The following is a 24,500-nucleotide window of genomic DNA, read 5'->3' as shown; positions in this document are numbered from 1 at the left end:
AAATTTTTTTAATGAAAAATGGAAATAGCGTCAAACACTCTGACAAGCGATAAAATTTAAAAATTGAATAGCTATGAAAAAATATCAGGAGCTTATGTAAATAAAGTAATCTTAATCCGTTCCTTTTGCTCTTCCCACAACACGGGCGGGTCCACCGCCAGATCAAAAAGGGTGATGTGGTTCGGTAACGCATCATCCAAAATAGCAGCGACAATATCCGGCGCAAGCATGGTCAAGTTGACCATGCGGCTGACATAGCTGTTGTCAATTCCTTCCCGAGCAGCGATCTCCCTGAGTGATTTTGCTTCTCCCAATTCTAGCATGACTAGCCATCGGTGACCTCTTACCAAGGCCAACTGCAATGGTGACGGTGCCTTATCCCAAGGCTGAGCTTTCGCAATTTCGCCATTGGGCAACGTGACCAACTTACGCCCACTGCGACGCTTGATCTGTATTGGTACAGATAGAGTTAACCTGCCATCACTTGCCTGGAGAATGTCCGGCTCGCCTGTTTTGTGGATTTTGATATCACTCATGCCATTGCCTCCTTTTCCTGCTCGATTGACTTCGGACTCATTTCCAGCACCAGCCGCTCAATGCCGTTGGCACGAAGCCGTACTTCTAGATCGTCGGGTGATACGATCACCTTTTCAACTAGAAGCTTTACGATACGCGTCTGCTCCGCCAGAAACAGTCGATCCCAAATCGCGTCGAGCCGTGTCATTGCCACGGTGACTTTGGCTTCATCCAATGATGGATCAAGCTTGATTACCTGAGGTAATACCTCCCCTACCAATTCTGGTGAACGCAAGATCGCTCGCAATTGGTCGAGCACCGCCGATTCCAGCTCCGCAGCAGGTAGCCGCGGCAAACCCGATACACCAGCGTGCTCCTTGGTGTCCCGTTGCGGGATATAGTAGCGGTAGCGTCGCCCATTCTTCTTGGTCGTATGCCATGGTGACAAGGCCCGTCCGTCATTGCCGAACACGATCCCTTTTAGCAGATACGGCACCTTTGTTCGTGTATCATTTCCGCGAATGCGCCCATTGGTGACAAGGACGGCTTGCACCTTGTCCCACAGATCACGGTCGATGATAGGCGCATGCTCAGCCTGATATCACTGCTCTTTGTTGTACAGCCTACCGAGGTAAGATTTCTTTAGCTTGCAATGTAGGCATGAGACCCACCTCACGCTGAACATCGATTAATTTGCATTCCTGATCTATGCTCTCATCAGTCGGTTTGTGCATATAGAATTCGCTGCACATGCGTCGTTTCAAACCTTAGCTCATCGATGGGCTCTTTTCTTGGACTCTTGACTTAGGTTTGCCAAGTGTTTGCACACCAAAGAACAAGAGACCAGACTATCGCGTACTAGTGATCTCGCGTGTAATGCTGATAAGCTGGCATATCGGCTGCCTTCATACTCATATTGATTATCTGCTTCCACCACAACACGATTCTAGTAAGATGCTATCGATTATGCGTAATTCCATGAGTTGTAGTTTATGTGCAATACGCCACCTCCCTCTACTGATCAATACGGTAATTGATTGGATCAGCTAACCAGCGGTGTAGCTCTCTGTTGTCGTAAAATGTACAGCGTACGCCTAACCGCTCTGGCTGTGGTGCACGTCCTTCCTTTGACAATCGACGGAATGTCTCACGACAAACAGGGGAAAATTTCTTGATTTGACTCCACCGAGATTTTCCTGTTAGCGGCAGAACTTCGGGATTGAAGGTTATTTCCTCAGTTTTTGGGGGTTGCGGTACGCAATTTACAGGCGCATAAATTCTCTCAACTTTCTGTAGTGGTTGAGATTTTTTGTGTTTTTTCATGGGTTGACTCCAATAAAGGAGCAACGCAATGCTAAAAACCTACAAGACCTTTTTTTAAGGTACCGAATAAAATTCGGGTTTTTGGGTTACTTTCAGTTTTGACTTCGCGTCGCGAATCTATTCAAAATGAAATTGTTAAGTTTTAGTTGTTTCCAACTGTATACAGTTTACGATATTTAACTGACATTTGCTAAAAGATTTTTATCTCGCAGTTTTAACAGACAAGACCATAGCTCCTGCTTTGATTGCATCAAGATAATCAGCCCAGTCTTGCATCATCTGCCTACGTGGCTCTAAATACAAAGCAAAGTTATAAGCTGCGGACACCTCATTTCTGGCGCTATGTGCTAGTTGCAATTCAATATGATCATGTGGATAGCCTTGCTCATGCAGAATAGTTGATGCTATTCCCCTGAACCCATGACCTGTCATGCGTGAGCGGTAACCCATTCTATAGAGTGCGTAGAGAATGGTATTATTACTCATGCAACGATCATTTCCACGCTCGCTTGGGAATAGAAGCGAAGTACTGCCTGGCAAGTTTTTTATCTTCTCTAACACGGCAATAGCTTGGGTAGATAAAGGCACAATATGGGGTGTCCTCATCTTCATCCGTTCAGCCGGAATACGCCACAGTTTCATATCAAATTCTATCTCATCCCATTTCGCACCAATCAATTCGCCGGTACGAACAAACGTTATAGCCATTAATTGCAAAGCCAACTTAGTTAATGGCTGCCCATCATATTCGTCAATTCTACGCAACAGTTCGGGCAGTTCTTTTTGGCTTAATCTTGAGTAATTCCTAGATTTGGCGGGCCTAAGTACATCAGATGGTTTTATATCTGCTGCTGGATTACGTTCTGCCAGTCCATGACCCACTGCATAACGAAAAACTTGACTACAGGTGTTTAGCGCCCGTTTGGCTATATCCAAAGCGCCTCGTGATTCTATTTTCTTGAATGCCATCAGAAGAGTTGGCGTAGTTATTTCAGTAATTGGTTTATTGCCGATTATAGGAAAGATATCCGCTTCTAACCTGCGAATAGTATAATTCGCATGGCGCTTAGTCTTGTTGGTTTTCCAGTTATCCCACCATAGCTGTGCAACTTTCTCAAAACTATTCTCAACCGACAATTGTTTGAGTTGTTTCTGTTCTTGTCTATACTGAGACGGGTCAACACCTTGTTGTAATTGATCTGCTGCAACATCCCTCATTTTGCGAGCTACTTTGAGGGTAACATCTGGGTAAGTCCCAATAGACAGCATTTTTTCTTTGTTGTTATGCCGGTATCTGAACCGCCACCATTTGGAACCATTAGGTTGGATTAACAGCACAAGACCTTCACCGTCAGACAGTTTATTGGCTTATCTTTCGGCTGAGCAGCTTTTATTACGGGGTCTGTTAATTTCATGTGGGTAACTTTTCAAAACAAGTAGGAGTTACCCGTAATGTTACCCTTATTTTAATTTTGTTACCCGTGTTTTCTACTATTGACCACTCTTAGCTAAAATCTTATTAAACTGTTTATTTAAGCCAGTAACGTGAGCAATGCTAGGCATGTATTTGCATTAATATGGCGGAGAGAGAGGGATTCGAACCCTCGATAAGCTTTTTGAGCCTATACTCCCTTAGCAGGGGAGCGCCTTCGACCACTCGGCCATCTCTCCTTGAGAGCCGCAAGGATAACGGGTTAAAAATGCCAGGTCAAATTTTTTTATGAGTTTTTGCAAACTTTATTGAGCCCGATCTAAATCAAATGCCTTATGCAGAACCCTGACTGCAAGCTCCATATATTTCTCGTCCACTACTACTGATATCTTAATTTCTGAAGTTGAAATCATCTGGATATTGATTCCCTCCTCAGCCAAGACACGAAACATCTTACTAGCAATACCCGCATGCGAACGCATGCCCACACCCACCACTGAGACTTTAGCAATCTTATCACCCCCCATGATATCTCGTGCACCAATATGAGGCAAAATTTTATCCTTCAATATGCCCATTGTATTGGCAAATTCACTACGATTGACAGTAAAGGAAAAATCAGTGGTTCCATCGTGGCTTACATTCTGAATAATCATATCCACGTCAATATTGGCATCAGCAACAGGACCAAGAATTTGGTAAGCCACACCCGGATGATCTGGTGCACCCAGTATAGTTATTTTTGCTTCATCGCGATTAAAAGCAATGCCTGAAATTACAGCCTGTTCCATATTATTATCTTCCTCAAAAGTGATCAGTGTCCCTTCCCCTTCTTCTTCAAAGCTAGAAAGCACTCTGAGCTTAACTTTGTATTTGCCGGCAAATTCAACTGAACGTATTTGCAATACCTTAGAACCGAGACTGGCCATTTCAAGCATCTCTTCAAAAATAATTGTTTTCAATTTTCTTGCCTCTGGTACGATACGAGGATCGGTTGTATAAATACCATTAACATCTGTGTATATTTGGCATTCATCAGCCTTAAGCGCTGCCGCAAGCGCCACGCCAGTAGTATCCGACCCCCCTCGTCCTAGCGTAGTAATATTGTTAGCGTCATCAATGCCTTGAAAACCGGCAACCACCACAATATTTCCCGCTTTAAGATCAGATCGAATCCTATCTTCATCTATTTTTAGAATTCGTGCCTTGGTGTATGCGTTATCAGTTAATATTCTAACTTGTGCGCCTGTATAACTCTTAGCTTTAATATTAAGCTCTTTCAATGCCATCGCTAATAATGCAACGGTAACTTGTTCACCAGTAGAAACCATTACATCTAATTCACGAGGGTCAGGATTAGTTTGAATTTCTTTAGCTAATGTGATAAGGCGATTAGTTTCTCCGCTCATAGCAGAGACAACTACCACTAATTCGTGACCCTGGGCATAGAGTTTAGCAACACGTCGGGCTACATTTTTGATACGCTCGGTACTACCAACCGATGTCCCACCATATTTTTGAACAAAAAGAGCCACTGAATTACCCGATCTTACTTGAAATGAAAATAATCGAAACCAACTTCAATTTTACACATTTCTTGCAAAGAACACTATCTCCTTACTATAAATTCAAATAAAAAATTACTTGCGAAATTGTTATGTTGGCTTGTAATATGCCAATAAAGACTTTCATCATGTTGATACTAACTAATACTAAAAAACATGGCCGATCAGAAATATATCATCAGGCAGCAGGATAAAAATACTGCGGTAAACTTTATTGATGATCAGATAGCGAGTAAATCATATTGGTTAACTGTAGATGATACTCAACGCCTAAGTGCTGAGCATGAATATCGAGATGCGAAACACGATTCTATAACACTTAACAAATGGTGCCAAAAATGGTTGAATGAAACCCAGTGGGTACAGCTAAAAAATGTGATTTCTATTGAAAGAAATCGAATTGAAAGTCAAAAACATAAATCACCACTTAAAGTTATCAGTATAACGCATACAGCATGGCAAATTCTTTCCGAATTGGCAAAGCATGATGATATAACCATTTCTGAAGTCATCATCAACAGATTGGGAAGTAGTCGGTTAGATTCATATAATGGCGCAGAGCTTGGTAATTATAACAATAATTCAAATCAATCCTGACACAAAATCTACAAATACGTTTTTTAACAATTTGGATAAAATTAATTCGAAGTTACGTTCTCACAATAAATTCTACGATAAGATAAGCAAGGTTTTAGCTTAAAAAATAACCTCATCGCTTGCATAGCATGACTAGCAAGCTATAATTATTCAATTACTTATGTTACCATCTATTGCCATTGCTGCTTTTAATCATGTGTTAGACGGAGAATCATGGGCATGCAAGCATCTACAATCTTTCGCAGGTAAATCTTTCCATCTTTCTATTTTCCCACTCCTTGATTTGAACATAGTGATACAAACTGATGGGAAATTAGCCATAGCCCCACCGGTTGATATCAGCACAGACACTACCCTTAGTGTTGCTCCAAGCTTGCTACCCCGTCTGATTTCTCACGATGAAAGCGTTTTTCATGAAATCAAGATTATGGGAGATACCTTATTTGCCAATGAATTATTATCCATTGTCAAGAATCTACATTGGGATATTGAGCAAGATATAAGCTTCATTTTTGGCGATGTCCTTGCTCACCGCCTAGTTAAAACTGGGAAAAATTTAATTCATTGGCAATCAGAAAGTATACTTAATCTACCTCAAGCGCTGATCGAATATCTTACAGAAGAAAAATCTGTTTTACCCAATCACCTTCACATGGATCGCTTTACTACCGATGTAAATTCATTACAAGATCACGTAACACACCTGGAAAAACGAATTTATCGTTTAATTAGTTTATTACCCTTCAAAGCAGAAAAAAATATTTCTTTATAGATAGGGAGTAATAAAGCGACTTGGAAAAGAATGAATAATAATGAGTAATCCAATCGACCTATTATTGAGGTTCTTTGTCAGCCATAAGAATAAATGCTTATTTTTCGCCTCTTAAAAATTATTCTAATCGGATTTCGTTTTGGCTTAGATGACATTTTACTTAGCCATCCTCGTTTGCGATTATTGAGACCAGTCTTCATGCTAGTGCCTTTCAGGGCACGTCTCAAATTACCCCGCGCGGTGCGTTTACGTCTGGCGCTGGAAAAATTGGGGCCTATTTTTATCAAATTTGGTCAAATGCTCTCTACTCGCCGGGATTTATTAGCTCAGGATTTTGCTGATGAACTGGCAAAACTTCAGGATCAAGTCCCTCCGTTTCCTTCAGATTTAGCCGTTGCGACCTTAGAGAAAGTTTATGAAAAACCAATCGATGAAGTATTTTCTAAATTTCAGAAAGAACCCGTAGCCAGCGCATCAGTCGCTCAAGTTCATTTTGCAACTTTACATGATGGTACGAAAGTTGCCATTAAAATTTTACGCCCCGATATCGCACCTGTCATTACGCATGATATTGCATTGATGGAAACTGGTGCATGGTTACTTGAATCAATCTGGCCAGATGGTAAACGCTTAAAGTTACGTCAGGTAGTAATAGAATTTTCACGTCATTTAGCAGATGAGCTCGATCTAGTTCGCGAAGCTTCCAACTGTAGCCAATTGCGACGCAATTTCTTAGATTCTTCCTTATTATTCGTTCCAGAAGTCTATTGGGATTATTGCCATTCAGAAGTCATGGTTATGGAACGTGTGCAGGGCATACCTATTAGCCATGTCGACATACTCCGTAAGCATAGTATGGATATTCCCCAGCTAGCACGTGTTGGCGTTGAAATTTTTTTTACACAGGTATTTCGGGATGGGTATTTTCATGCCGACATGCACCCAGGTAATATTTTTGTTGGATTGGATGGACGCTATATTGCAGTAGATTTTGGCATTATGGGGACGCTCAGCGATGAGGATAAAAATTATCTGGCACAAAACTTTCTAGGCTTCTTTCGTCGTGACTACAGACGTATAGCACAAGCGCATATCGAAGCAGGCTGGGCCCCAAGAAATACACGTGTTAACGATTTTGAGGCGAGTATTCGTGCTGTTTGTGAACCTATTTTTGATAAACCGCTGAAGGAAATTTATTTTGGACGTGTTTTGTTGCGATTGTTTCAGGTCTCACGTCAATTTAATGTAGAAATTCAACCTCAACTCGTCCTATTACAAAAAACCCTGCTCAATATTGAAGGGCTTGGGCGTGATCTTGATCCCGATCTTGATTTGTGGAAAACAGCAAAACCATTTTTGGAAAGCTGGATGTCGGAGCAAGTTGGTTGGCGTGGTCTGGAAAGCCACATTCAAAAAGAAGCGCCTAACTGGGCGAAGATGCTGCCAGAACTTCCACGCTTGATACACTTCCAGCTAGGCCAAGAACGTGCTCAAATAATGGAAGAAAGGCTCACTGAACTGGTAGCGCAAGAAAAAAAACAAAGCCGCTTGCTTGCCTTAGTAGCAGTATTACTTGCGGCCCTTCTTGCCGCCCTAGTATTGACACAGCTCTATCTTTAAAATAGAAAAAATTAAAATTGCTAAAACCTATTTTTGAATGATAAGGTTATAGCGATTCTGGAAGTTTGCAGCAATGTAATTCAGTACTTTGCTAAGCCTACGTCAACTCTGATAAATCCTTTATCTTGGTAAAGCAGGTCCCATAATGCTTCAAGTATTGAATTACAAACAGAGATGGCAACATAGCCAGTTATGAACTGAAATCAAATTGAGATTGCCACGATGACTTATTATCATAAACATGTTTTTTTCTGCGTCAATCAACGTAAAGCTGGGGAAGCCTGCTGTAATGATCATAACGCTCAAGCAATGCGTGATTATGCGAAAGATCGTATTAGAACACTTAACCTTAGTGGTAAAGGAAAAATTCGCATTAACAACGCTGGCTGCCTTGATCGTTGTAACGAAGGACCTGTCATTGTGATTTACCCGGAAGATATCTGGTATACGTATATTGATGAGGAAGATATTGATGAGATTATTAATGAGCATTTGATCAATGACCGTATTGTTGAACGTCTGAGAATTTGAACTTTGCCGCATCCACTTTCATCAGATTGATAGATTTGAAAACATTGATTGAACATAAGTTATTTGTTAGCGGCCCGGTTGGCAAACTGGAAACGATTGTCTTCGTTCCAGCTTCTAAACCTCGCGGAATTGCCATCATTGCTCATCCACATCCGCTTTACCATGGTAATATGGATAATAAAATCGTATATATCCTTTCTAAAGCATTGATTGAGTCAGGTTATATCACAGTTAAATTCAATTTTAGAGGAGTGGGTGCAAGCGAAGGAGATTATGCCGAAGGTATCGGCGAAGTGAAAGATGTGCTGGCGGTCACTCAAGCTATCCGTCATCAATATGATATTATCCCCTATCAATTACCATTGTTACTTGCTGGCTTTTCCTTCGGTGGAGCTATACAAACCTACGCTGCCCAGCAACTTAATCCCCAAAAACTGGTGCTCATTGCACCTTCTGTTGATCGCCTGAATGCGCCCGCTGTCATTCACCATGCAGATAGCGTACTCATCGTACATGGCGACCAGGATGATATTGTTCCCCTGCGCTCTGTTCTTGATTGGGCGACACCGCAAACAATTCCAGTTGTCGTCATTCCAGGGGCTGAGCATTTCTTTCATGGTAAACTCTCCACCCTTAAGCAAGTAATTTTAAATGCTTGTCAAGTTTAGGGGACCTCCTAAAATTCATATTTGCGAGCCCCGCTTCGCAGATTGCCTGCTTACCCCGTTTCATCACCATACTTTGTTATTCACAAAAAATGTTTCCTTACATATCAGTTATAGGCTATGTCAACATTTTTTATTGTCGCCTTGCTCTGAATTTTGAGAGGCGCCCTTTAGTTTTTTCCTCGTAGTTCTTTCAGGACATTAGACCTGATGCTTCTTTCAACAAAAAATCCTTGAATGTCTTCGCTACATTTGAAAAACGCTTATTTTTGCGATGTACGATATACCAATGACGCATAATTGGAAATCCTTGTACATCCAGAACTTTAAGCCGGTTTGCCTCCAGCTCCAATTCGATTGTATGCTGTGACATGATACCCAACCCCATGCCTGCTTGAACGGCTTGTTTGATTGCTTCAGTAGTATCCGCCTCCATTCCCCTGTGTATTTTGATCTGCTGCTCTGCAAAAAACCGCTCCATCGCACTGCGTGTTCCAGACCCCGTCTCACGTACCAGAAAAATTTCCTGTTCAAGACGTTTTAGAGGAATTTGCTGCCTATCACATAAGGGATGATTAGGCGGTGCAATGATGACCAGTGGATTTTCCATAAAAGATTCAGAAATGATATCCAACCCTTCAGGAGGTTGTCCCATAATCGCTAAATCAGTTAAATTATCCGCCAAATGTTTTAGTACAGTTTCTCGGTTAGAAACGTTAAGGCTCACTGTCACACCATGATAGCGCTGATAAAATTTGGCTAATAAGTGGGGAGCAAAATAATTAGCCGTACTAACAACTGAAATATTTAATTTTCCTCGCTCTAATCCTTTCAACTCATCCAGAGCAAGCTCCATATCAGCCAATTGCTGTGCAATCGCACGGCTATACTGATACAACTCCTGCCCTGCCTCAGTCAGGTATATCCGTTTTCCCATTTGTTCAAATAAAGGAAGCGCTACATTATCTTCAAGTTGCTTGATCTGGATCGAAACAGCAGGTTGCGTCAGGAATAGCTCCTCAGCAGCCCGAGAGAAACTTAAATGACGGGCGACCGATTCAAACACTTTCAATTGACGAAGAGTAATATGCAACATAGACTAGATTGGGAATGAATAAAATGTTATTTAATATATAAATAATATCTTATTATAATCATCAAAATTATTAATTTGTTCTTATGTTTAATTCTTAATATAGTAACTACTGAATTACAAATAGTCTTTTATTAATAACATTTCGTCCTGTTTTTTTCTCTAACTGGAGGAATTATAGGCAGGACTCCCACTAACAGGAGAAAGTAAGATGGCTGTTAAAACCTACAGTGCCGGTGTTAAAGAATATCGGCAAACCTACTGGGAACCCGACTATAACGTTCAAGATACCGATATCCTGGCCTGCTTCAAGATCACTCCTCAACCCGGTGTTGACCGTGAAGAAGCAGCAGCGGCTGTTGCTGCTGAATCCTCCACTGGAACCTGGACGACAGTATGGACTGACCTATTGACCGATTTGGATTACTATAAAGGACGCGCCTACCATATCGAAGACGTGCCTGGCGATGATACTTGTTTCTATGCATTTATCGCCTATCCGATTGACTTATTTGAAGAAGGCTCAGTCGTTAATGTATTTACCTCGCTAGTCGGTAACGTGTTTGGCTTCAAAGCAATTCGTGCATTACGTCTTGAGGATGTTCGCTTTCCGATTGCTTTTGTAAAAACCTGTGGTGGCCCACCCTATGGTATTCAAGCTGAACGTGACAAGCTCAATAAATATGGTCGTGCGTTGTTGGGTTGTACTATCAAACCTAAATTAGGTCTCTCGGCTAAGAATTATGGTCGTGCTGTTTATGAGTGTCTGCGCGGTGGCTTGGATCTCACCAAAGACGACGAAAATATTAATAGTCAGCCTTTCATGCGTTGGCGCCAACGTTTTGAATTTGTGATGGAAGCCATTCATAAAGCAGAACGCGAAACCGGTGAACGTAAGGGCCATTATCTGAACGTAACGGCCCCTACCCCTGAAGAAATGTACAAGCGTGCTGAATTTGCCAAAGAATTGGGCGCACCTATCATTATGCATGACTTTCTCACAGGCGGTTTCACTGCAAACACAGGTCTGGCTAACTGGTGCCGTAATAATGGCATGCTGCTGCACATCCATCGTGCTATGCACGCCGTACTGGATCGCAACCCTCATCATGGTATCCATTTCCGCGTATTAGCTAAAGCCTTGCGTCTATCCGGTGGCGACCATCTGCACTCCGGAACTGTGGTCGGTAAACTGGAAGGTGATCGTGAAGCAACTTTAGGTTGGATTGATATTATGCGAGAGTCCTTTATCAAGGAAGATCGTAGCCGTGGTATTTTCTTCGACCAAGATTGGGGATCCATGCCTGGTGTATTCCCAGTTGCCTCAGGCGGAATTCATGTTTGGCACATGCCAGCGCTTGTTGCAATTTTTGGTGACGATGCATGCCTGCAATTTGGCGGTGGAACATTAGGGCATCCTTGGGGTAATGCAGCAGGTGCTGCAGCAAACCGCGTAGCGCTGGAAGCCTGCGTAGAAGCCCGTAACGAAGGCATACCTATTGAGAAAGAAGGCAAAGCTATTCTGACTCAAGCTGCCAAACACAGCCCAGAGCTTAAGATCGCCATGGAAACATGGAAAGAGATCAAATTTGAGTTCGATACCGTTGACAAACTGGACGTAGCACATAAATAAGTAGCCTACTTGTTTCTCTGAATTATGATGATTCAGAGAAACTTTTACTGATTATCTGGAGTTAAGAATGTCTGAAATGATTGATTATAAGAGTCGTCTGAGCGATCCAGCCAGCCGCAAATTTGAAACCTTTTCCTACTTGCCTGCATTGAGTGAGGAGCAAATCAGGAAACAAGTTGAGTATATCGTGAGCAAAGGCTGGAACCCTGCGGTAGAGCACACCGAGCCTGAATATCTCATGAGTAACTACTGGTATATGTGGAAATTACCTATGTTCGGCGAAACGGATGTAGATCGTATTCTTGCAGAGGCTGAAGCATGCCATAAAGCCAACCCAAACAATCATGTTCGCCTGATTGGTTATGATAATTTCTCCCAAAGTCAGGGCACAGCGATGGTGATTTACCGCGGTAAAACTGTTTAATCGCACAGCACGGGATATCCGTTCCATCAGCCCCCGTTGCTGAAAAGTAACGGGGGTCTTATTTTGTACTGAGTTGTTAAGAATATGATCTACGCCTTACGTGTTAACGCTGGAGAATGAAATGAGCGACGTTATCGAACAATACCTGATCAAACATGAACCTTACTACCACCCTGTCGCTGATGAAGTAACGCTGTATGAAGCAGCTTATTCAGCCCGGATACCGATGATGCTTAAGGGACCTACTGGCTGTGGTAAAACCCGTTTTGTCGAATTCATGGCATGGAAACTCAAGAAACCCCTTATCACCGTAGCCTGTAATGAAGATATGACCGCATCCGATTTGGTCGGAAGATTTTTGCTGGATGCACAAGGTACACGGTGGCAAGATGGACCATTGACCACTGCTGCGCGCTATGGTGCGATTTGTTATCTGGATGAAGTAGTTGAGGCCAGGCAGGATACCACCGTCGTCATCCATCCTGTAACTGACAGTCGCCGGATATTGCCTTTAGAAAAAAAAGGCGAGCTAATCAATGCCCATCCTGATTTTCAGCTAGTTATTTCCTACAATCCTGGTTACCAGAGTTTGATGAAAGATCTGAAACAATCTACCAAGCAGCGCTTTGGAGCATTAGATTTTAATTACCCGGATCATGACACTGAAACAGAAATTGTGTCACATGAATCTGGTATTAATAAAGCCATCTCCACCAAGTTAGTGTCAATCGCAGAACGTGCCCGCAACTTAAAAGGTCATGGGTTGGATGAGGGTATTTCTACTCGTATGCTGATCTACGCAGGTAACTTGATTGCCAAGGGCGTGGAAGCTCAGGCTGCATGTCGCGTAGCGCTCGTTCGCCCTATAACGGATGATCCTGATATGCGCGATGCACTGGATGCAGCCGTAGCTACCTTTTTCTAATTAGAAATTTATTTTCTTTAGACTTATTTTTTATAAGATACGGTATGAGCGTTAACCTGACTGACTACAAAGAGTTACTGGAATCGTTGCCATCAGAATCCATGTCATTGCTTGAGAATACTTGGCATGATGCGACCAAAGTTTTCTCGCCCCGAGGACTTGATAATTACTTGAAAGGAGCTGCTGCTCTGCAAGGGCTTGGACGTGGACGCTCACTGGTGGACACATGGGTCGATGAGGCTCCGCAGGTTGCTAAAGAAGTGGGTGAAGATGTCATCAGTGACCTCGCAACTACGGCTTTGATGCTTGCATCGAAAACTTCTGGCGCCGTGATTGAACTTATCCTTGCAACAGCCGCTACTGCGGCCAAGAGGCTCGGCGACGCGGATTTATTCCGTAACTATCTTCAGTTTGTCAACACCCTGGTTGCTCAGGCACCCCGTGGCGTTCGTCCGATGCTGGACAAGCTCGATGTTTTACTCGGGCAGCTGACGCTTGGTGGCTTGCGGAGATGGGCTTTATGGGGAGCACATGCTCATCGCACCAATTACGAGGAACAGATCCAGTATTTCAGTTTAAGCTCCAAGGAATCGCAAGCAGTTCTCCAAAAAGAAAGAAAAGGCACGCTGTTTGTCGATATCCAGCGCCGCATCAACATTTACTTACGTGCTTTGTGGGCTCGTGATTTCTTTATGCGCCCTACCTCAGGGGATTATGAAACTCGTCAGGGTTATCGACCCTATATTGAAAATTACCTTATTCATCTACCTGATGCCTATGATGCACATGGTGAAATTGCAGCAAGTGAAGTGTACCGTGCTGCAGCTGCACATGCAGCAGCGCATTTGGTTGAAACGAAATCACCTATCTCTGCCGAGGCTCTGAATCCGTTACAAATGGCGGTTATCTCGGTTATTGAGGATGCCAGGGTAGAAGCGCTATCAATCAAACGCTTCCCAGGCTTGCGTCAGATTTGGTCAAGTTTGCACGATGCGACACCTGACATGAAAACCACAATCGGGGATTTTCTCAACCGCCTGGCACGTGCACTGCTCGATCCTACCTATGAAGATAACGATGATTGGGTGATCGAAGGCCGATCTTTATTTGCTCAAGCGCAGGAGCGCCTAGACAATAATCAAACTTCTTGGGAAATCGGCGTCCAGCTTGCCCACAAAATCATGGACAAGAAAATTGCGTTCCATCCCCGGACCGATATTCTGACAGCACCTTATTTGGATGATAATCGCTATTTTTGGGAATTCGAAGAATTCGATTTTGAACGCTCGCTAACTGCTGGCTATGAAGAGCCCAAACAAATACGCAAGTATGTTAGCGTCATGGAGTTGGCGAATGAAGTCGACGTCGAAACGGCTGGGGATGATGCCCAGGAAATTTGGGTGATGGGAACAGAATTTTTCCCTTATGAAGATAGCGGCGTTTCTTACAACGAACTGGAAGGTAAAGAACCTGTCTCCCCGCCATACCATTACTCAGAATGGGATTACCAAATTCAGCTGGAACGCCCTGCATGGGTTACGGTTCAGGAAAAACGGACTAAATTGGGCGATATTCAAGCAATTGATCGCATTGCTGCACAATATAAGCGTGAGATTTCGCGTATGAAATTTTTGCTCGACGCCATGCAACCACAAGGAGTGCAACGCATCAGAAAACTGGAGGATGGTGACGAAATCGATATCAATGCAGCGATTCATTCCACGATCGATATTCGCATGGGCCTGCAACCTGATCCTCGTATCATGATGCGCTCTGTCCGTAAAATACGTGATATATCTGTCTTAGTGCTGCTGGATTTATCCGAATCGACTAATGATAAGGTTTCTGGGCAGGAGTTTTCAGTGCTGGACTTAACCCGCCAAGCTACGGTATTGTTCGCCGACGCCATCAATAAAATTGGTGATCCCTTTGCAATTCATGGGTTTTGCTCAGACGGCCGGCATGATGTGGAGTATTACCGGTATAAAGATTTCGATCAGCCGTATAATGAAATTCCAAAAGCTAAGCTGGCAGGCATGGTGGGACAGCTGTCGACGCGTATGGGTGCAGCTATTCGACATGCCAGCTATTACCTGAAATCACAACGATCTAGCAAGAAACTATTACTGGTCATTACCGATGGCGAGCCTGCAGATATTGATGTACGTGATCCCCAGTACTTGCGTTATGATACTAAAAAAGCTGTGGAAGAAGCTGGCCGCGCAGGCATAGTCACCTATTGCATGAGCCTGGATCCGCGTGCCGATCAGTATGTTTCCCGCATTTTTGGTGCACGTAATTATATGGTAGTTGATCACGTAGAGAGGCTTCCAGAAAAATTACCGTTACTTTATGCAGGATTAACTCGTTAACTTTTTCCTTTGGGAAATACTACTACACATACTTTTATACTTTTTTATCAGTAGGATGAACAAACAATTTTACGTGGGAATTAATAAAGATACCCATGGCGGTCTAACCCATCTTGGACGCATCGTCATCGATGCCTGGATTTTTGGAATCTTGCCAGAATCAGAAACGTGTGCAGGCTGGAGCCAGTCGCAGATGCAGAATCTATATGAAAAAGTTTATGCAGCATGGGAGCCATATGCTCATTTGCCTAGCCGCTTACCGGCTGATTTACAACAACGGCATATCAAGCTTTATTCAGAAATTATCGATGCTGCAAAAAGTAACGGATGGAATGCAGAACTCGGTGAGGATGACTGAACGCAAATAACAAGGGTGTTTTATCAAGAGTATTTATACCTGTGCTCACCACGAACACGTGATGAGCACTTCGCCATTAACTTTGGGCTACAGGGAATTTGATTACTCGTGCAGGCGTTTTGGGTATCTGCTTGTCGGCGAGTAATTGCAATGACTTTGGAAATTCCTTCTGAAGCCTTAGCATAATATCTGATTGATTCTCTCCATAATAAACGACTTCATATGCTACCGGCTGGCTGAGATTAGTGCGATCTTGCGAGTGGAAATTTTGCCATGCAATGTCAATCCAGCATTTACGTTCACCATCGATAAAAATGAATTCTTCCTTGTCCAGGATAGCTAAGTACTGCATAGACCGGATGGGTACAAATAGATAATCATCAGGACAACGAGCAAGTAGCTGGCGTGCCAGGTTATAAGTACTCGCAGGAAGAAAATGGGGTTCCCGCTTGATCTCAGTATCGCGATAACAAGTAATCTCCATTTGTCAATTCTCCTTCTATAATTTTCGAGATTAGATTGTAAAAGAAACCTTTAATTCATGCGCAGCACACCTTCGAATAAACCCTCTTCCAACCGTCATGATTGGAAAACAATCCGATCGCTCTTGCCCTATTTATGGGAATTCAAAGGGAGAGTCATTACTGCTTTAATGTTACTGCTTCTCGCGAAACTTGCCAACGTCAGCGTGCCTTTAGTACTGAAAGAAATTATCGATACGCTTAATCAGCCACTAGTAACCTTACCGCTATTTCTCTTAATTACTTATGGTGTTTTACGATTTTGCAGTACTTTATTTGGCGAACTGCGTGATGCTGTTTTTGCCAAAGCCACACAGCGTGTAATTCGACGCGTAGCCATCAAGGTTTTCAGTCATTTACACGCCTTATCACTACGTTTTCATTTAACAAGACAAACCGGCGGAGTATCACGTGATATCGAACGCGGTTCACGCGGGATATCTTTCTTATTGAATTTCATGCTGTTCAATATCCTGCCTACCTTCCTGGAAATCGGGTTGGTCATGCTCATTCTAATTAGCCGGTACGATATCTGGTTTTTCGTCATTACCTTGCTCACATTATTAGCCTATATTGCGTTAACACTCTTCGTCACCGAGTGGCGCATGATTTTCCGCCGTACCATGAATGATATGGATTCCAAGGCTAATACCCGGGCGATCGACAGTTTATTAAATTACGAAACGGTTAAATACTTTGGTAATGAAACATTGGAAACTCAGCGATACGATGAGCACCTACAGCAATGGGAAAAGGCAGCAGTCCGCAACCAAACCTCTCTGGCCGCGTTGAACAGCGGGCAAAGCGCCATTATTGCTATTGGAATGACCTTCCTGATGCTGTTAGCAGCAGATAAGGCCATCACTGGAGAAATGTCATTGGGTGATGTGGTTTTAGTTAATGCTTTTCTGTTACAACTTTATATGCCCTTACATTTCCTCGGCTTCGTTTATCGTGAGATCAAGCACTCACTGGCAGACATGGAAAAAATGTTCAGTTTATTGGATGAGCGCCAAGAAGTAACAGATCGATTAAACGCAATTAAACTTCAAGCCAATTCTGCTACTGTTACTTTTGAGCACGTGGGCTTTAGCTACGAAATCAATCGCCAAATCTTGTTTGATGTCAATTTCAGTATCCCTGCTGGACATACTGTTGCAGTGGTAGGACCTAGTGGCTCAGGGAAATCAACACTCGCACGTTTGCTTTTCCGTTTTTATGATGTCATTAATGGCAAGATACTTATTAATGATCATGATATACGCAACGTAACACAAGAAAGTCTAAGAGCGATGATTGGTATTGTGCCGCAAGATACCGTTTTATTTAATGAAAGCATCTTCTACAACATTGCTTATGGACGCCCCGACGCTACCCATGAAGAAATCCTTGCTGCAGCCAAGTCAGCGCATATTCACGACTTTATTGAAAGCCTGCCTGATCGATATGAAACACAGGTTGGAGAGAGAGGACTTAAACTCTCTGGCGGCGAAAAACAGCGTATTGCTATTGCGCGTGCAATTCTCAAAAAACCAACAATACTTATTTTTGATGAGGCTACATCAGCGCTAGATTCAAAAACAGAGAAAAAAATACTAAAAGAATTGAAGCAATTAGCCAAAAATCGTACTACGCTCGTCATTGCGCATCGTCTTTCTACTATTATTGATGCTGATCAGATTTTAGTCATAGAAAATGGTTACATAGCTGAGCGCGGAACCCATCAACAGCTTCTTGCGGTAAATGGTATTTATACTCATATGTGGGATCTTCAGCAGCAAGAAGAACTGATTCTGCCTCATGAACAGAATGATAACTAATTAGAGTTTACTCAAAAATGTAAGCAACTGATTATATTTAGGATTATTGTATTTTTTTGTAAAAATAGTGCAAGTAAATAAGTGAAAAACACCAAAAAACATGCACCATGATAGGCTATAAAAGCCAAAAACAACTCATGCTCGAAGGGTTTGATACTCCACCGGGTATGCTTCTTGATCTCGAAAATCGCTGGGTAAAACTGAGTGATTGCATTCCATAGGAGGAATTGGTTGAGAATTACGGCTCTATATGAATTTTAGTGGGTATAGCATTATTCGGTAATGAATAGCGAAACATTGCTTAGTCTGGCTTTAAGCCTCCAGTTTCCTTGAGAATTTAAGGAAACAAAGTTTTGTTCATGCTGAATCAAAGCGAAAAGAATTGCATCTTAATGTTTGACAAAAACTCACAGAAATTTTAAGGCAGAGGTTTTGAATTTTGGTTCACAAAGAATTAAGCGCCGTATCAACCACGCTATTAATGTCCATAATGAAGCACAAAATAGCGAGGTTGATACTATAGAAATAATTTTAATCAAAAGAAGGACGGTTAATAACTACGCACTTTTAATTTGTTTAAACTGTGCTGAATCAAGCCGTTCAATTACTTCAAATTTCCTGGTATCTAAATCTGTAGCACCAGTAAGTATTTGCAAATGAGGTACTAAATCTGGAACTTTTTCTTTGATAATTTCAAAAGAAAACTTACTCAGAAACATTGCCTTCTCTTTGGCTAAATGATATTCAGGTCCACCTTCGTCCCTAAATGCAGCAGATGTCATCAATACGATCCCATTTGGATCAACACGTCCTTCGTCAATATTACCTTTGAGGAGTTTTGCGGCAGTTTCGATTGCTACCGACAGGTTAGGATCAAAAGGTCCTACGATAAATGCTGTGTTGATCAAATGCAACCAGTCAAAACCACGTCCAACACCTATGACCCATTCCTTGTGTTCGGATTCCTCTACTGGACGGTTTGAAGCACGTATTTCAGCAATATGCCTAATATTACCACGTACCAAAGGGATCAAATCGTGCACGATTCTTTCTGACATAGATGGATATAATGAGTAGAGCATCTCTTCAAGCTCAATCTGAGACGTCTGTCTGATTTTCGCCAAATCAACAACTGAACGATCATCTTCACCATGCAATACCAAGGCATCAAGATCAGTTTCAATCCCACAAACAATCGGAACGACCGCACCTTTGCCATAAACACGAGTAAATTGGTCCTTTAATTTCGTTGCTGCAGCTCGTGCGGCATCCGCATCATAACTAAATCCTCTACAGCCACGATGTGTATCACCACGTGCGTAATGATATGTCACAAATACCAGGCAGTGTCTACCACGGCTAATAGAATATTCCACCCACTGATTAATCATCACCTGAAAAAAAGGCCACCCCAAATCAAACTTTCCACCAAGATTACGGAATGGCTGAATGATTCCGAGTGCCGTCTGGGTAATAACAGGAAGATGTAATCTTCCGTCCATACATTTAAGTGCTGCAATTTCTGTAGGATGCTCACCACGGTACCTACGTCGCTCCGAAGCCAAGTCCATAAAAGCTTGAGCATGGCGTGCATTCAAATCAAGCAGAAAATCTATAGCATTACTTGGATTATTCATTTAATCTCCTCCACTTTAGTAATTTTAATAACTAAGGTGCGTAAGTAGTTAATCTTAACAGCCATGCCTCCGAAGCCACCTTATTGATATTAAGTATAGTGTCAGGAAAAAAGCCAAATATCAGAATCAGTAAAGCAGGAGCAAATAGCAATGCTAACTCACGCGTTTGCAAGTCATGCATGTTATTAACGGCAGTATGTATAACAGGTCCAAAAAATGCACGACGTGTAAAGGATAACATATATGCCGCACCAAGTATTGCTCCTGCTAATGCTGCAGCACCTAATCCAGCATGCGACGTTAATGCCCCAATGATCATCAACAATTCTGCCGGAAAACCACTTGTTCCAGGTACGCCAAAACTTGCTAAAGCGAATAAAAAGTAAAAAAATGCTAACCGAGGCATTACACTAGCCATGCCTCCTAAGTGAATGGCTTCTGTACTTCCCAATCGATGATGAATAAAGCCGGAAATTAGCATCAATGAGCTTGCTATTAAGGCGAAATTAAGTAACTGAAAAATTGCTCCCTGAATCCCTTGCATGCTTAACGAGGCAATTGCAACCATAACCATACCCACATGGCTCACACTCGCATAAGCGAGTAATCCTCTTAAATTAGTTTGTTGCAAAGCGATTAATCCGCCATAAATAAGTGTTACTGCACCAAAGACACTTAATATCCAACTAAATTCCACTGCAGCAACAGGAGCAAGCGGTAAAGCAAAGCGTAAGATACCGTAAACACCCAGTTTCAAACCTGTCAGAAGCGCAGCTATATGCGCCGGTCCTTCCATAGCCGCCGTTGGTAGCCAAGTATGAAATGGGACAAGGGGCGCCTTCACCGCAAAACCAAATAGTAAGAGTAAAAAAACAAGCGTTTGTAAGTCATGCGGTAGTGGAGTTTCTAGCAATATTGGCAAGCTAAAAGCCAGATCTTGTGGAATTCTCCCATCTATTTGAATTGCATGATTTGCTGACAAAATAATGATTGCCAGCAGCAGCGCTACACCCCCTGCTAGCATAAATAATGTATATTTCATCGCAGCACCGCGCCGCTGCGAACCAATTCCCCACAATCCAATTAAAAAGAAGAAGGGAGGTAAAGTTAATTCCCAATATAGAAAGAACAGAACCATATCCAACGCTGTAAATACACCTGCTGTAGCGCTTTGTAGTGCTAAAAGCAACGCAAAATGAAATCGTGTGCTATGAGTCACAGAATTCCAGGAAGAAAGCATTGCAATGATCGTTAATAATGCTGACAGTGGCAAAAACAATATTGAGATACCATCAACGCCCACCAGATATTCAACATTCAGTAACGAAATCCAGGATAACTTTTCAGTTAACTGAAAACCAGCTATGGATGGATCAAACAATTTCACAGCAATTACAGTCAGAAGCAATTCAAAACACGCAAAAGATAATGCAATTTTTTTAGCTGTGTTGGTGTCACGTACTATTCCAGTTACTACCCCTCCCAGTAATGGCAACAAAATAATGATACTCAGGATGGGAAAATTTGCTTCACTCATGAATTTATCCTTTGCATGGATAGAAGGTAGTTATTGATTCTGTTTATGCTCATTATAGGAAATAGGGTGCAAGCTTCTATGCGCACTCTGATCAATTATATGTAGCCAAGGTGCTGTATTAAAGCCAATACCTACAAGTAATATACAAATCACAATTGCGATAATTCTTTCATTTTTTGGAGAAGGTAGAGTGCTACTACGAGGTGAATAAATAAAGGGTTTTTGGGTTCGTTTAGAAGCAGAAATAAATATTTGCTGGAAAGCTCGTAATAGTAACGCTGCAGTAAGTACGTTCCCAATTAATATCGCAATTGATACAAGCCAACCATATTTTTTGATAGTGCCCTCGATAAGTAAATGCGCGCCATCAAAACCTGGCGTACCAGGCATAACCATCGTACTTAATGCGCTTACAACAAATAAAAATGCTATGGCTGCGCTGACTTCAAACAAACCGCCTAATCTCGGAATATAAGTGGTTTGTGTCCTTTTATAAATCATACCGATACTGAGCATCAGCCCAATTGTTGCAAGACCGAAAGAAACAGACAATAAGATACTGCTCTCTAAACCATATAAATTAAAATCGAAAGCACCAATAACCAGCATTCCTGTATGGCTAATTACTGTAAAAGCAATGAGACGACGTACATTGATTTGCATTAATGCTAATAAAGCCCCATAGAAGATACTAATTAATCCAAGTGTTAGCACAAACCAACTCCAGTGCTCTGCAATATCTGGCATAAGAGGTACAATAAAACGTATGACCGCATAGATACCAATCTTAATACCCATAATATAAATTGCTGCACTGGCAACGGTTCCATGTTCGGTCAGAACCGGCAGCCAGCCATGGAAAGGGAATAACGGCATGCGAATGGAAAAACCAAAGAACAGGAGGAAAAATATTAACGTGCCGTATTCTAATGTGTTTTTATTATCTTTTAATACTAACCAATCAAAGCTTAACGTATCGCCCGAACCCATTACACCAAAGGCAAGTAATAAAAAACCTGCCAGCGTCATCAATAAACCACTGCCCCAGTGTTGCAACAGTAACGCCACTACCCAGCGCTTCCTCTGACCAGATCCAGCACGGAACGTCATCACAGTAACAGGGATTAATTCCATAAAACACCAGAACCAGAACTGCAAGGCGTTCATTGCGACAAAAGCACCGATTAAAATCCCTTCATAACCGAGTAAGCAGGCAATCTGAATTCGATCATTTGCTAATCGCGTAGTTGTTAGGTAAATAAGCGCAAGCAAAGTCAAAATAGTAACAAGCGGAATAAATAGAATATTCGTTCCATCGACACCCACGCTCCAGGGAAAGTTAATATTTTCTACTCTTTCATATAATTGAACGCCAAGACGATCGGTATCAAAAACAGATAATAAATAGCCACTAAGCAGTACAGTTATGATTGCACCAATGAAACCAACGCGTTTCGCTATCGCAGGAGAAGGTGAAATTATCGCTCCGACTGCTGTTATCAACGGAATAAGTGTTAATATCGTTAGTAAAGGAAATCCTATAACATCTGACCCTAGGGTAACATTAGCTGTGCTCATTAAAATTTCACCTTGTAGCTGCAATCAACAATACTATGAAGACAAACAAAACCAAGTAGCGAGGTTTCAATAACAAACGTTCGAAAGTATTAGCTGCGTGTCCCAATTTATTCCCAATATCAATGATATCCATACCGATACCTTGTAGCACAAGGCGTTCTTCAAACCAACCTAAAATTTTAGCGGTCCACTCAAAGAACTTACCTGCTATGCCACTGCCATGACCAAATTGATTAATATTAAAATCAGACTGAGAAGTACTCAATATTTTCTGTTCAAGTTGAGCTAAGGATGATATTGCTCGAGAAGGAGATGCTGGCGTACCCATAAGACGATCAATCACATAGATATCAAAATGACTTAGATCTTGACCTAACCCTTGGATCGGTCTGACAAGTGTTCTATCTGCAATTGGATCCAACCAGAAACGTTGAATTGACGCAATATATAACCAACGCAAATTTATAATATCACGACTAACTGTCTTAATCGGATTGCCTACCACATTATGCATGAGAGAGGGAGCCGTTAGTACTTGATAGCAACGAATGATGGCATGCGCACACAGATGATACGCTGCTAATTCCCAATAACCTAAACCACATTCCAAAAACATTAAACCTAACTGACCGGATATTGCAAAGCAATATGAACTCTTCACATCAGTCTGTGTGAGACCTACAGTAAAACTATAAACAGCTGTTGCGAAACCTACTATTACTAAAGCATCCATCGCTAGCGGAGCACGCTCAAAAATAGGCTGCAGCATAATTATTAAAAACATGCCTGCATGGATCATAACCGCTCCATAAAATACTGCGCTAGATGGAGTAGGTCCTTCCATTGCTCGTGCAAGCCACGGTGTAAACGGTAATTGAGCAGATTTCGCAAAGGCAGCCGTTGCGAAACATAAAGCAATTACAGTAGCTGTGGGAATTGTTAATTCCCCGGCTAAAGCATTCAATGCATCCCAGTTTATAGTTCCCGCATAGAAATAGCTTAATCCTATTCCCAAAATAAAACCCGCATCACCAATACGATTAGTAACAAAAACGCGTGTTGCGTTAATTGTTGCGATGGGGCGATCATAGGCATAGCTTATGAGCAGATATGAACACAGTCCTGCAATTTCCCAACCAATAAAGGTAGTGACAATATTGCCTGAGGACACTAATAACAGCATTGCCGAAGCAAATAAGCTCAGATTAAAAAAGAAGCGCCGAAATCCTGTTTCTCGATGCATATAATTAACTGAGAAGCGGATCACGATTAATAAGAGGACTGAAAATAAGGCCGAAAGCACTGTGTTATAGCCAGTAGTTATAAAAGTTACTTCAATCTTGAAAGTATCACTTCCCAGCCACTGACCTATGCTAAATGAACCAGAGTTCATACCTAACAAATCAGCTCCCAATAAAATCAAAGCAATAAAACATGAGAAAGAAATAGCCAGAACAGCAATATTCGATATTATTCGTTCACCTGCATCACCACTCATTCGGTCAAACAAGTGCCCTATTCCAATAAAAAGAGCAGCTAACAACGGAAATAAGGGGATAAATACAGCTAAGAAATCCATTA

At 42.0% G+C, this 24,500-nt stretch carries 22 protein-coding genes and 1 tRNA gene; 11 read left to right on the top strand and 12 right to left on the bottom strand.

Annotation, left to right across the window (positions count from 1 at the left end):
• Positions 1-92 precede the first annotated feature (92 nt).
• From BM122_RS07980 to BM122_RS07955, 6 genes are all read right to left on the bottom strand, one after another.
• A complete protein-coding gene (locus BM122_RS07980) occupies positions 93-536 on the bottom strand; it encodes a LacI family transcriptional regulator (protein ID WP_074905044.1) in 444 nt (147 codons plus the stop codon).
• Entirely contained in the window at positions 533-1,069 is a 537-nt protein-coding gene (locus BM122_RS07975; protein WP_218152030.1) for a recombinase zinc ribbon domain-containing protein, read from the bottom strand. The genes BM122_RS07980 and BM122_RS07975 overlap by 4 nt, the downstream gene beginning before the upstream one ends.
• A gap of 461 nt (positions 1,070-1,530) precedes the next feature.
• The gene (locus tag BM122_RS07970; protein ID WP_256211952.1) at positions 1,531-1,839 is read right to left on the bottom strand and encodes a helix-turn-helix transcriptional regulator; all 309 of its coding nucleotides are present in this window, start codon (positions 1,837-1,839) and stop codon (positions 1,531-1,533) included.
• A gap of 201 nt (positions 1,840-2,040) precedes the next feature.
• Positions 2,041-3,177, bottom strand: coding sequence for a tyrosine-type recombinase/integrase (locus BM122_RS07965; protein ID WP_256211951.1), 1,137 nt, complete (start codon positions 3,175-3,177; stop codon positions 2,041-2,043).
• A 240-nt stretch (positions 3,178-3,417) separates the two neighbouring features.
• A tRNA-Ser gene (locus BM122_RS07960) sits at positions 3,418-3,510 on the bottom strand.
• 66 nt (positions 3,511-3,576) lie between these two features.
• Entirely contained in the window at positions 3,577-4,806 is a 1,230-nt protein-coding gene (locus BM122_RS07955; protein WP_074905042.1) for an aspartate kinase, read from the bottom strand.
• Between the two features lie 186 nt (positions 4,807-4,992).
• On the opposite strand from BM122_RS07955, the gene BM122_RS07950 reads away from it, so the two are divergent.
• The 5 genes from BM122_RS07950 (at position 4,993) to BM122_RS07930 (ending at position 9,024) form a co-directional block, all read left to right on the top strand.
• Positions 4,993-5,433, top strand: coding sequence for a hypothetical protein (locus BM122_RS07950; RefSeq protein ID WP_074905040.1), 441 nt, complete (start codon positions 4,993-4,995; stop codon positions 5,431-5,433).
• A gap of 160 nt (positions 5,434-5,593) precedes the next feature.
• Positions 5,594-6,205 carry a ubiquinone biosynthesis accessory factor UbiJ gene (locus tag BM122_RS07945; RefSeq protein ID WP_074905038.1) on the top strand — a complete coding sequence of 204 codons (612 nt, stop codon included), beginning with the start codon at positions 5,594-5,596 and terminating at the stop codon, positions 6,203-6,205.
• 93 nt (positions 6,206-6,298) lie between these two features.
• On the top strand, positions 6,299-7,825 hold the full coding sequence (gene ubiB / locus BM122_RS07940) for a ubiquinone biosynthesis regulatory protein kinase UbiB (RefSeq protein WP_074905036.1): 1,527 nt from the start codon (positions 6,299-6,301) through the stop codon (positions 7,823-7,825).
• A gap of 222 nt (positions 7,826-8,047) precedes the next feature.
• Positions 8,048-8,356, top strand: coding sequence for a (2Fe-2S) ferredoxin domain-containing protein (locus BM122_RS07935; RefSeq protein ID WP_074905034.1), 309 nt, complete (start codon positions 8,048-8,050; stop codon positions 8,354-8,356).
• A gap of 35 nt (positions 8,357-8,391) precedes the next feature.
• Positions 8,392-9,024, top strand: coding sequence for an alpha/beta hydrolase (locus BM122_RS07930; protein ID WP_256211950.1), 633 nt, complete (start codon positions 8,392-8,394; stop codon positions 9,022-9,024).
• A gap of 190 nt (positions 9,025-9,214) precedes the next feature.
• Here the strand turns inward: BM122_RS07930 and BM122_RS07925 are convergent, their stop codons facing one another.
• Positions 9,215-10,117 (bottom strand): LysR family transcriptional regulator, encoded by a 903-nt coding sequence (locus tag BM122_RS07925; RefSeq protein WP_177198073.1) that lies wholly within the window; start codon positions 10,115-10,117, stop codon positions 9,215-9,217.
• A gap of 208 nt (positions 10,118-10,325) precedes the next feature.
• On the opposite strand from BM122_RS07925, the gene BM122_RS07920 reads away from it, so the two are divergent.
• The 5 genes from BM122_RS07920 (at position 10,326) to BM122_RS07900 (ending at position 15,826) form a co-directional block, all read left to right on the top strand.
• On the top strand, positions 10,326-11,747 hold the full coding sequence (locus BM122_RS07920) for a form I ribulose bisphosphate carboxylase large subunit (RefSeq protein ID WP_074905032.1): 1,422 nt from the start codon (positions 10,326-10,328) through the stop codon (positions 11,745-11,747).
• 67 nt (positions 11,748-11,814) lie between these two features.
• The gene (locus tag BM122_RS07915) at positions 11,815-12,171 is read left to right on the top strand and encodes a ribulose bisphosphate carboxylase small subunit (RefSeq protein WP_074905030.1); all 357 of its coding nucleotides are present in this window, start codon (positions 11,815-11,817) and stop codon (positions 12,169-12,171) included.
• Positions 12,172-12,292: 121 nt separating this feature from the next.
• The gene (locus BM122_RS07910) at positions 12,293-13,096 is read left to right on the top strand and encodes a CbbQ/NirQ/NorQ/GpvN family protein (RefSeq protein ID WP_074905028.1); all 804 of its coding nucleotides are present in this window, start codon (positions 12,293-12,295) and stop codon (positions 13,094-13,096) included.
• 44 nt (positions 13,097-13,140) lie between these two features.
• Positions 13,141-15,468, top strand: a complete 2,328-nt coding sequence (locus BM122_RS07905) for a nitric oxide reductase activation protein NorD (protein ID WP_074905027.1) — start codon at positions 13,141-13,143, stop codon at positions 15,466-15,468.
• A gap of 55 nt (positions 15,469-15,523) precedes the next feature.
• Entirely contained in the window at positions 15,524-15,826 is a 303-nt protein-coding gene (locus BM122_RS07900) for a hypothetical protein (protein WP_074905025.1), read from the top strand.
• 76 nt (positions 15,827-15,902) lie between these two features.
• Here BM122_RS07900 and BM122_RS07895 read toward each other — a convergent pair whose 3' ends face one another.
• A complete protein-coding gene (locus BM122_RS07895; protein WP_074905023.1) occupies positions 15,903-16,310 on the bottom strand; it encodes a hypothetical protein in 408 nt (135 codons plus the stop codon).
• Positions 16,311-16,367: 57 nt separating this feature from the next.
• On the opposite strand from BM122_RS07895, the gene BM122_RS07890 reads away from it, so the two are divergent.
• Positions 16,368-18,167, top strand: coding sequence for an ABCB family ABC transporter ATP-binding protein/permease (locus BM122_RS07890; protein WP_074905021.1), 1,800 nt, complete (start codon positions 16,368-16,370; stop codon positions 18,165-18,167).
• A gap of 557 nt (positions 18,168-18,724) precedes the next feature.
• On the opposite strand, the gene BM122_RS07885 is transcribed toward BM122_RS07890, so the two are convergent.
• Genes BM122_RS07885 through BM122_RS07870 form a run of 4 tightly spaced genes read right to left on the bottom strand, consistent with a single transcriptional unit; the run spans position 18,725 to position 24,498 of the window.
• Positions 18,725-19,804, bottom strand: a complete 1,080-nt coding sequence (locus BM122_RS07885; protein ID WP_074905019.1) for a carboxysome shell carbonic anhydrase domain-containg protein — start codon at positions 19,802-19,804, stop codon at positions 18,725-18,727.
• A gap of 31 nt (positions 19,805-19,835) precedes the next feature.
• Entirely contained in the window at positions 19,836-21,341 is a 1,506-nt protein-coding gene (locus BM122_RS07880; protein ID WP_074905017.1) for a complex I subunit 4 family protein, read from the bottom strand.
• Between the two features lie 30 nt (positions 21,342-21,371).
• Positions 21,372-22,919: a complex I subunit 4 family protein gene (locus tag BM122_RS07875; protein WP_074905015.1), complete on the bottom strand. Its 1,548-nt coding sequence runs from the start codon at positions 22,917-22,919 to the stop codon at positions 21,372-21,374.
• Positions 22,920-22,926: 7 nt separating this feature from the next.
• The gene (locus tag BM122_RS07870; protein WP_074905013.1) at positions 22,927-24,498 is read right to left on the bottom strand and encodes an NADH-quinone oxidoreductase subunit 5 family protein; all 1,572 of its coding nucleotides are present in this window, start codon (positions 24,496-24,498) and stop codon (positions 22,927-22,929) included.
• Between the last annotated feature and the right edge of the window lie 2 nt (positions 24,499-24,500).

This window comes from Nitrosomonas communis, assembly GCF_900114745.1.
GTDB classification, from domain to species: Bacteria; Pseudomonadota; Gammaproteobacteria; order Burkholderiales; family Nitrosomonadaceae; genus Nitrosomonas; species Nitrosomonas communis_A.
Note: the sequence above shows the minus strand (reverse complement) of the source record. Positions and strands in the feature narration are given on the sequence as shown.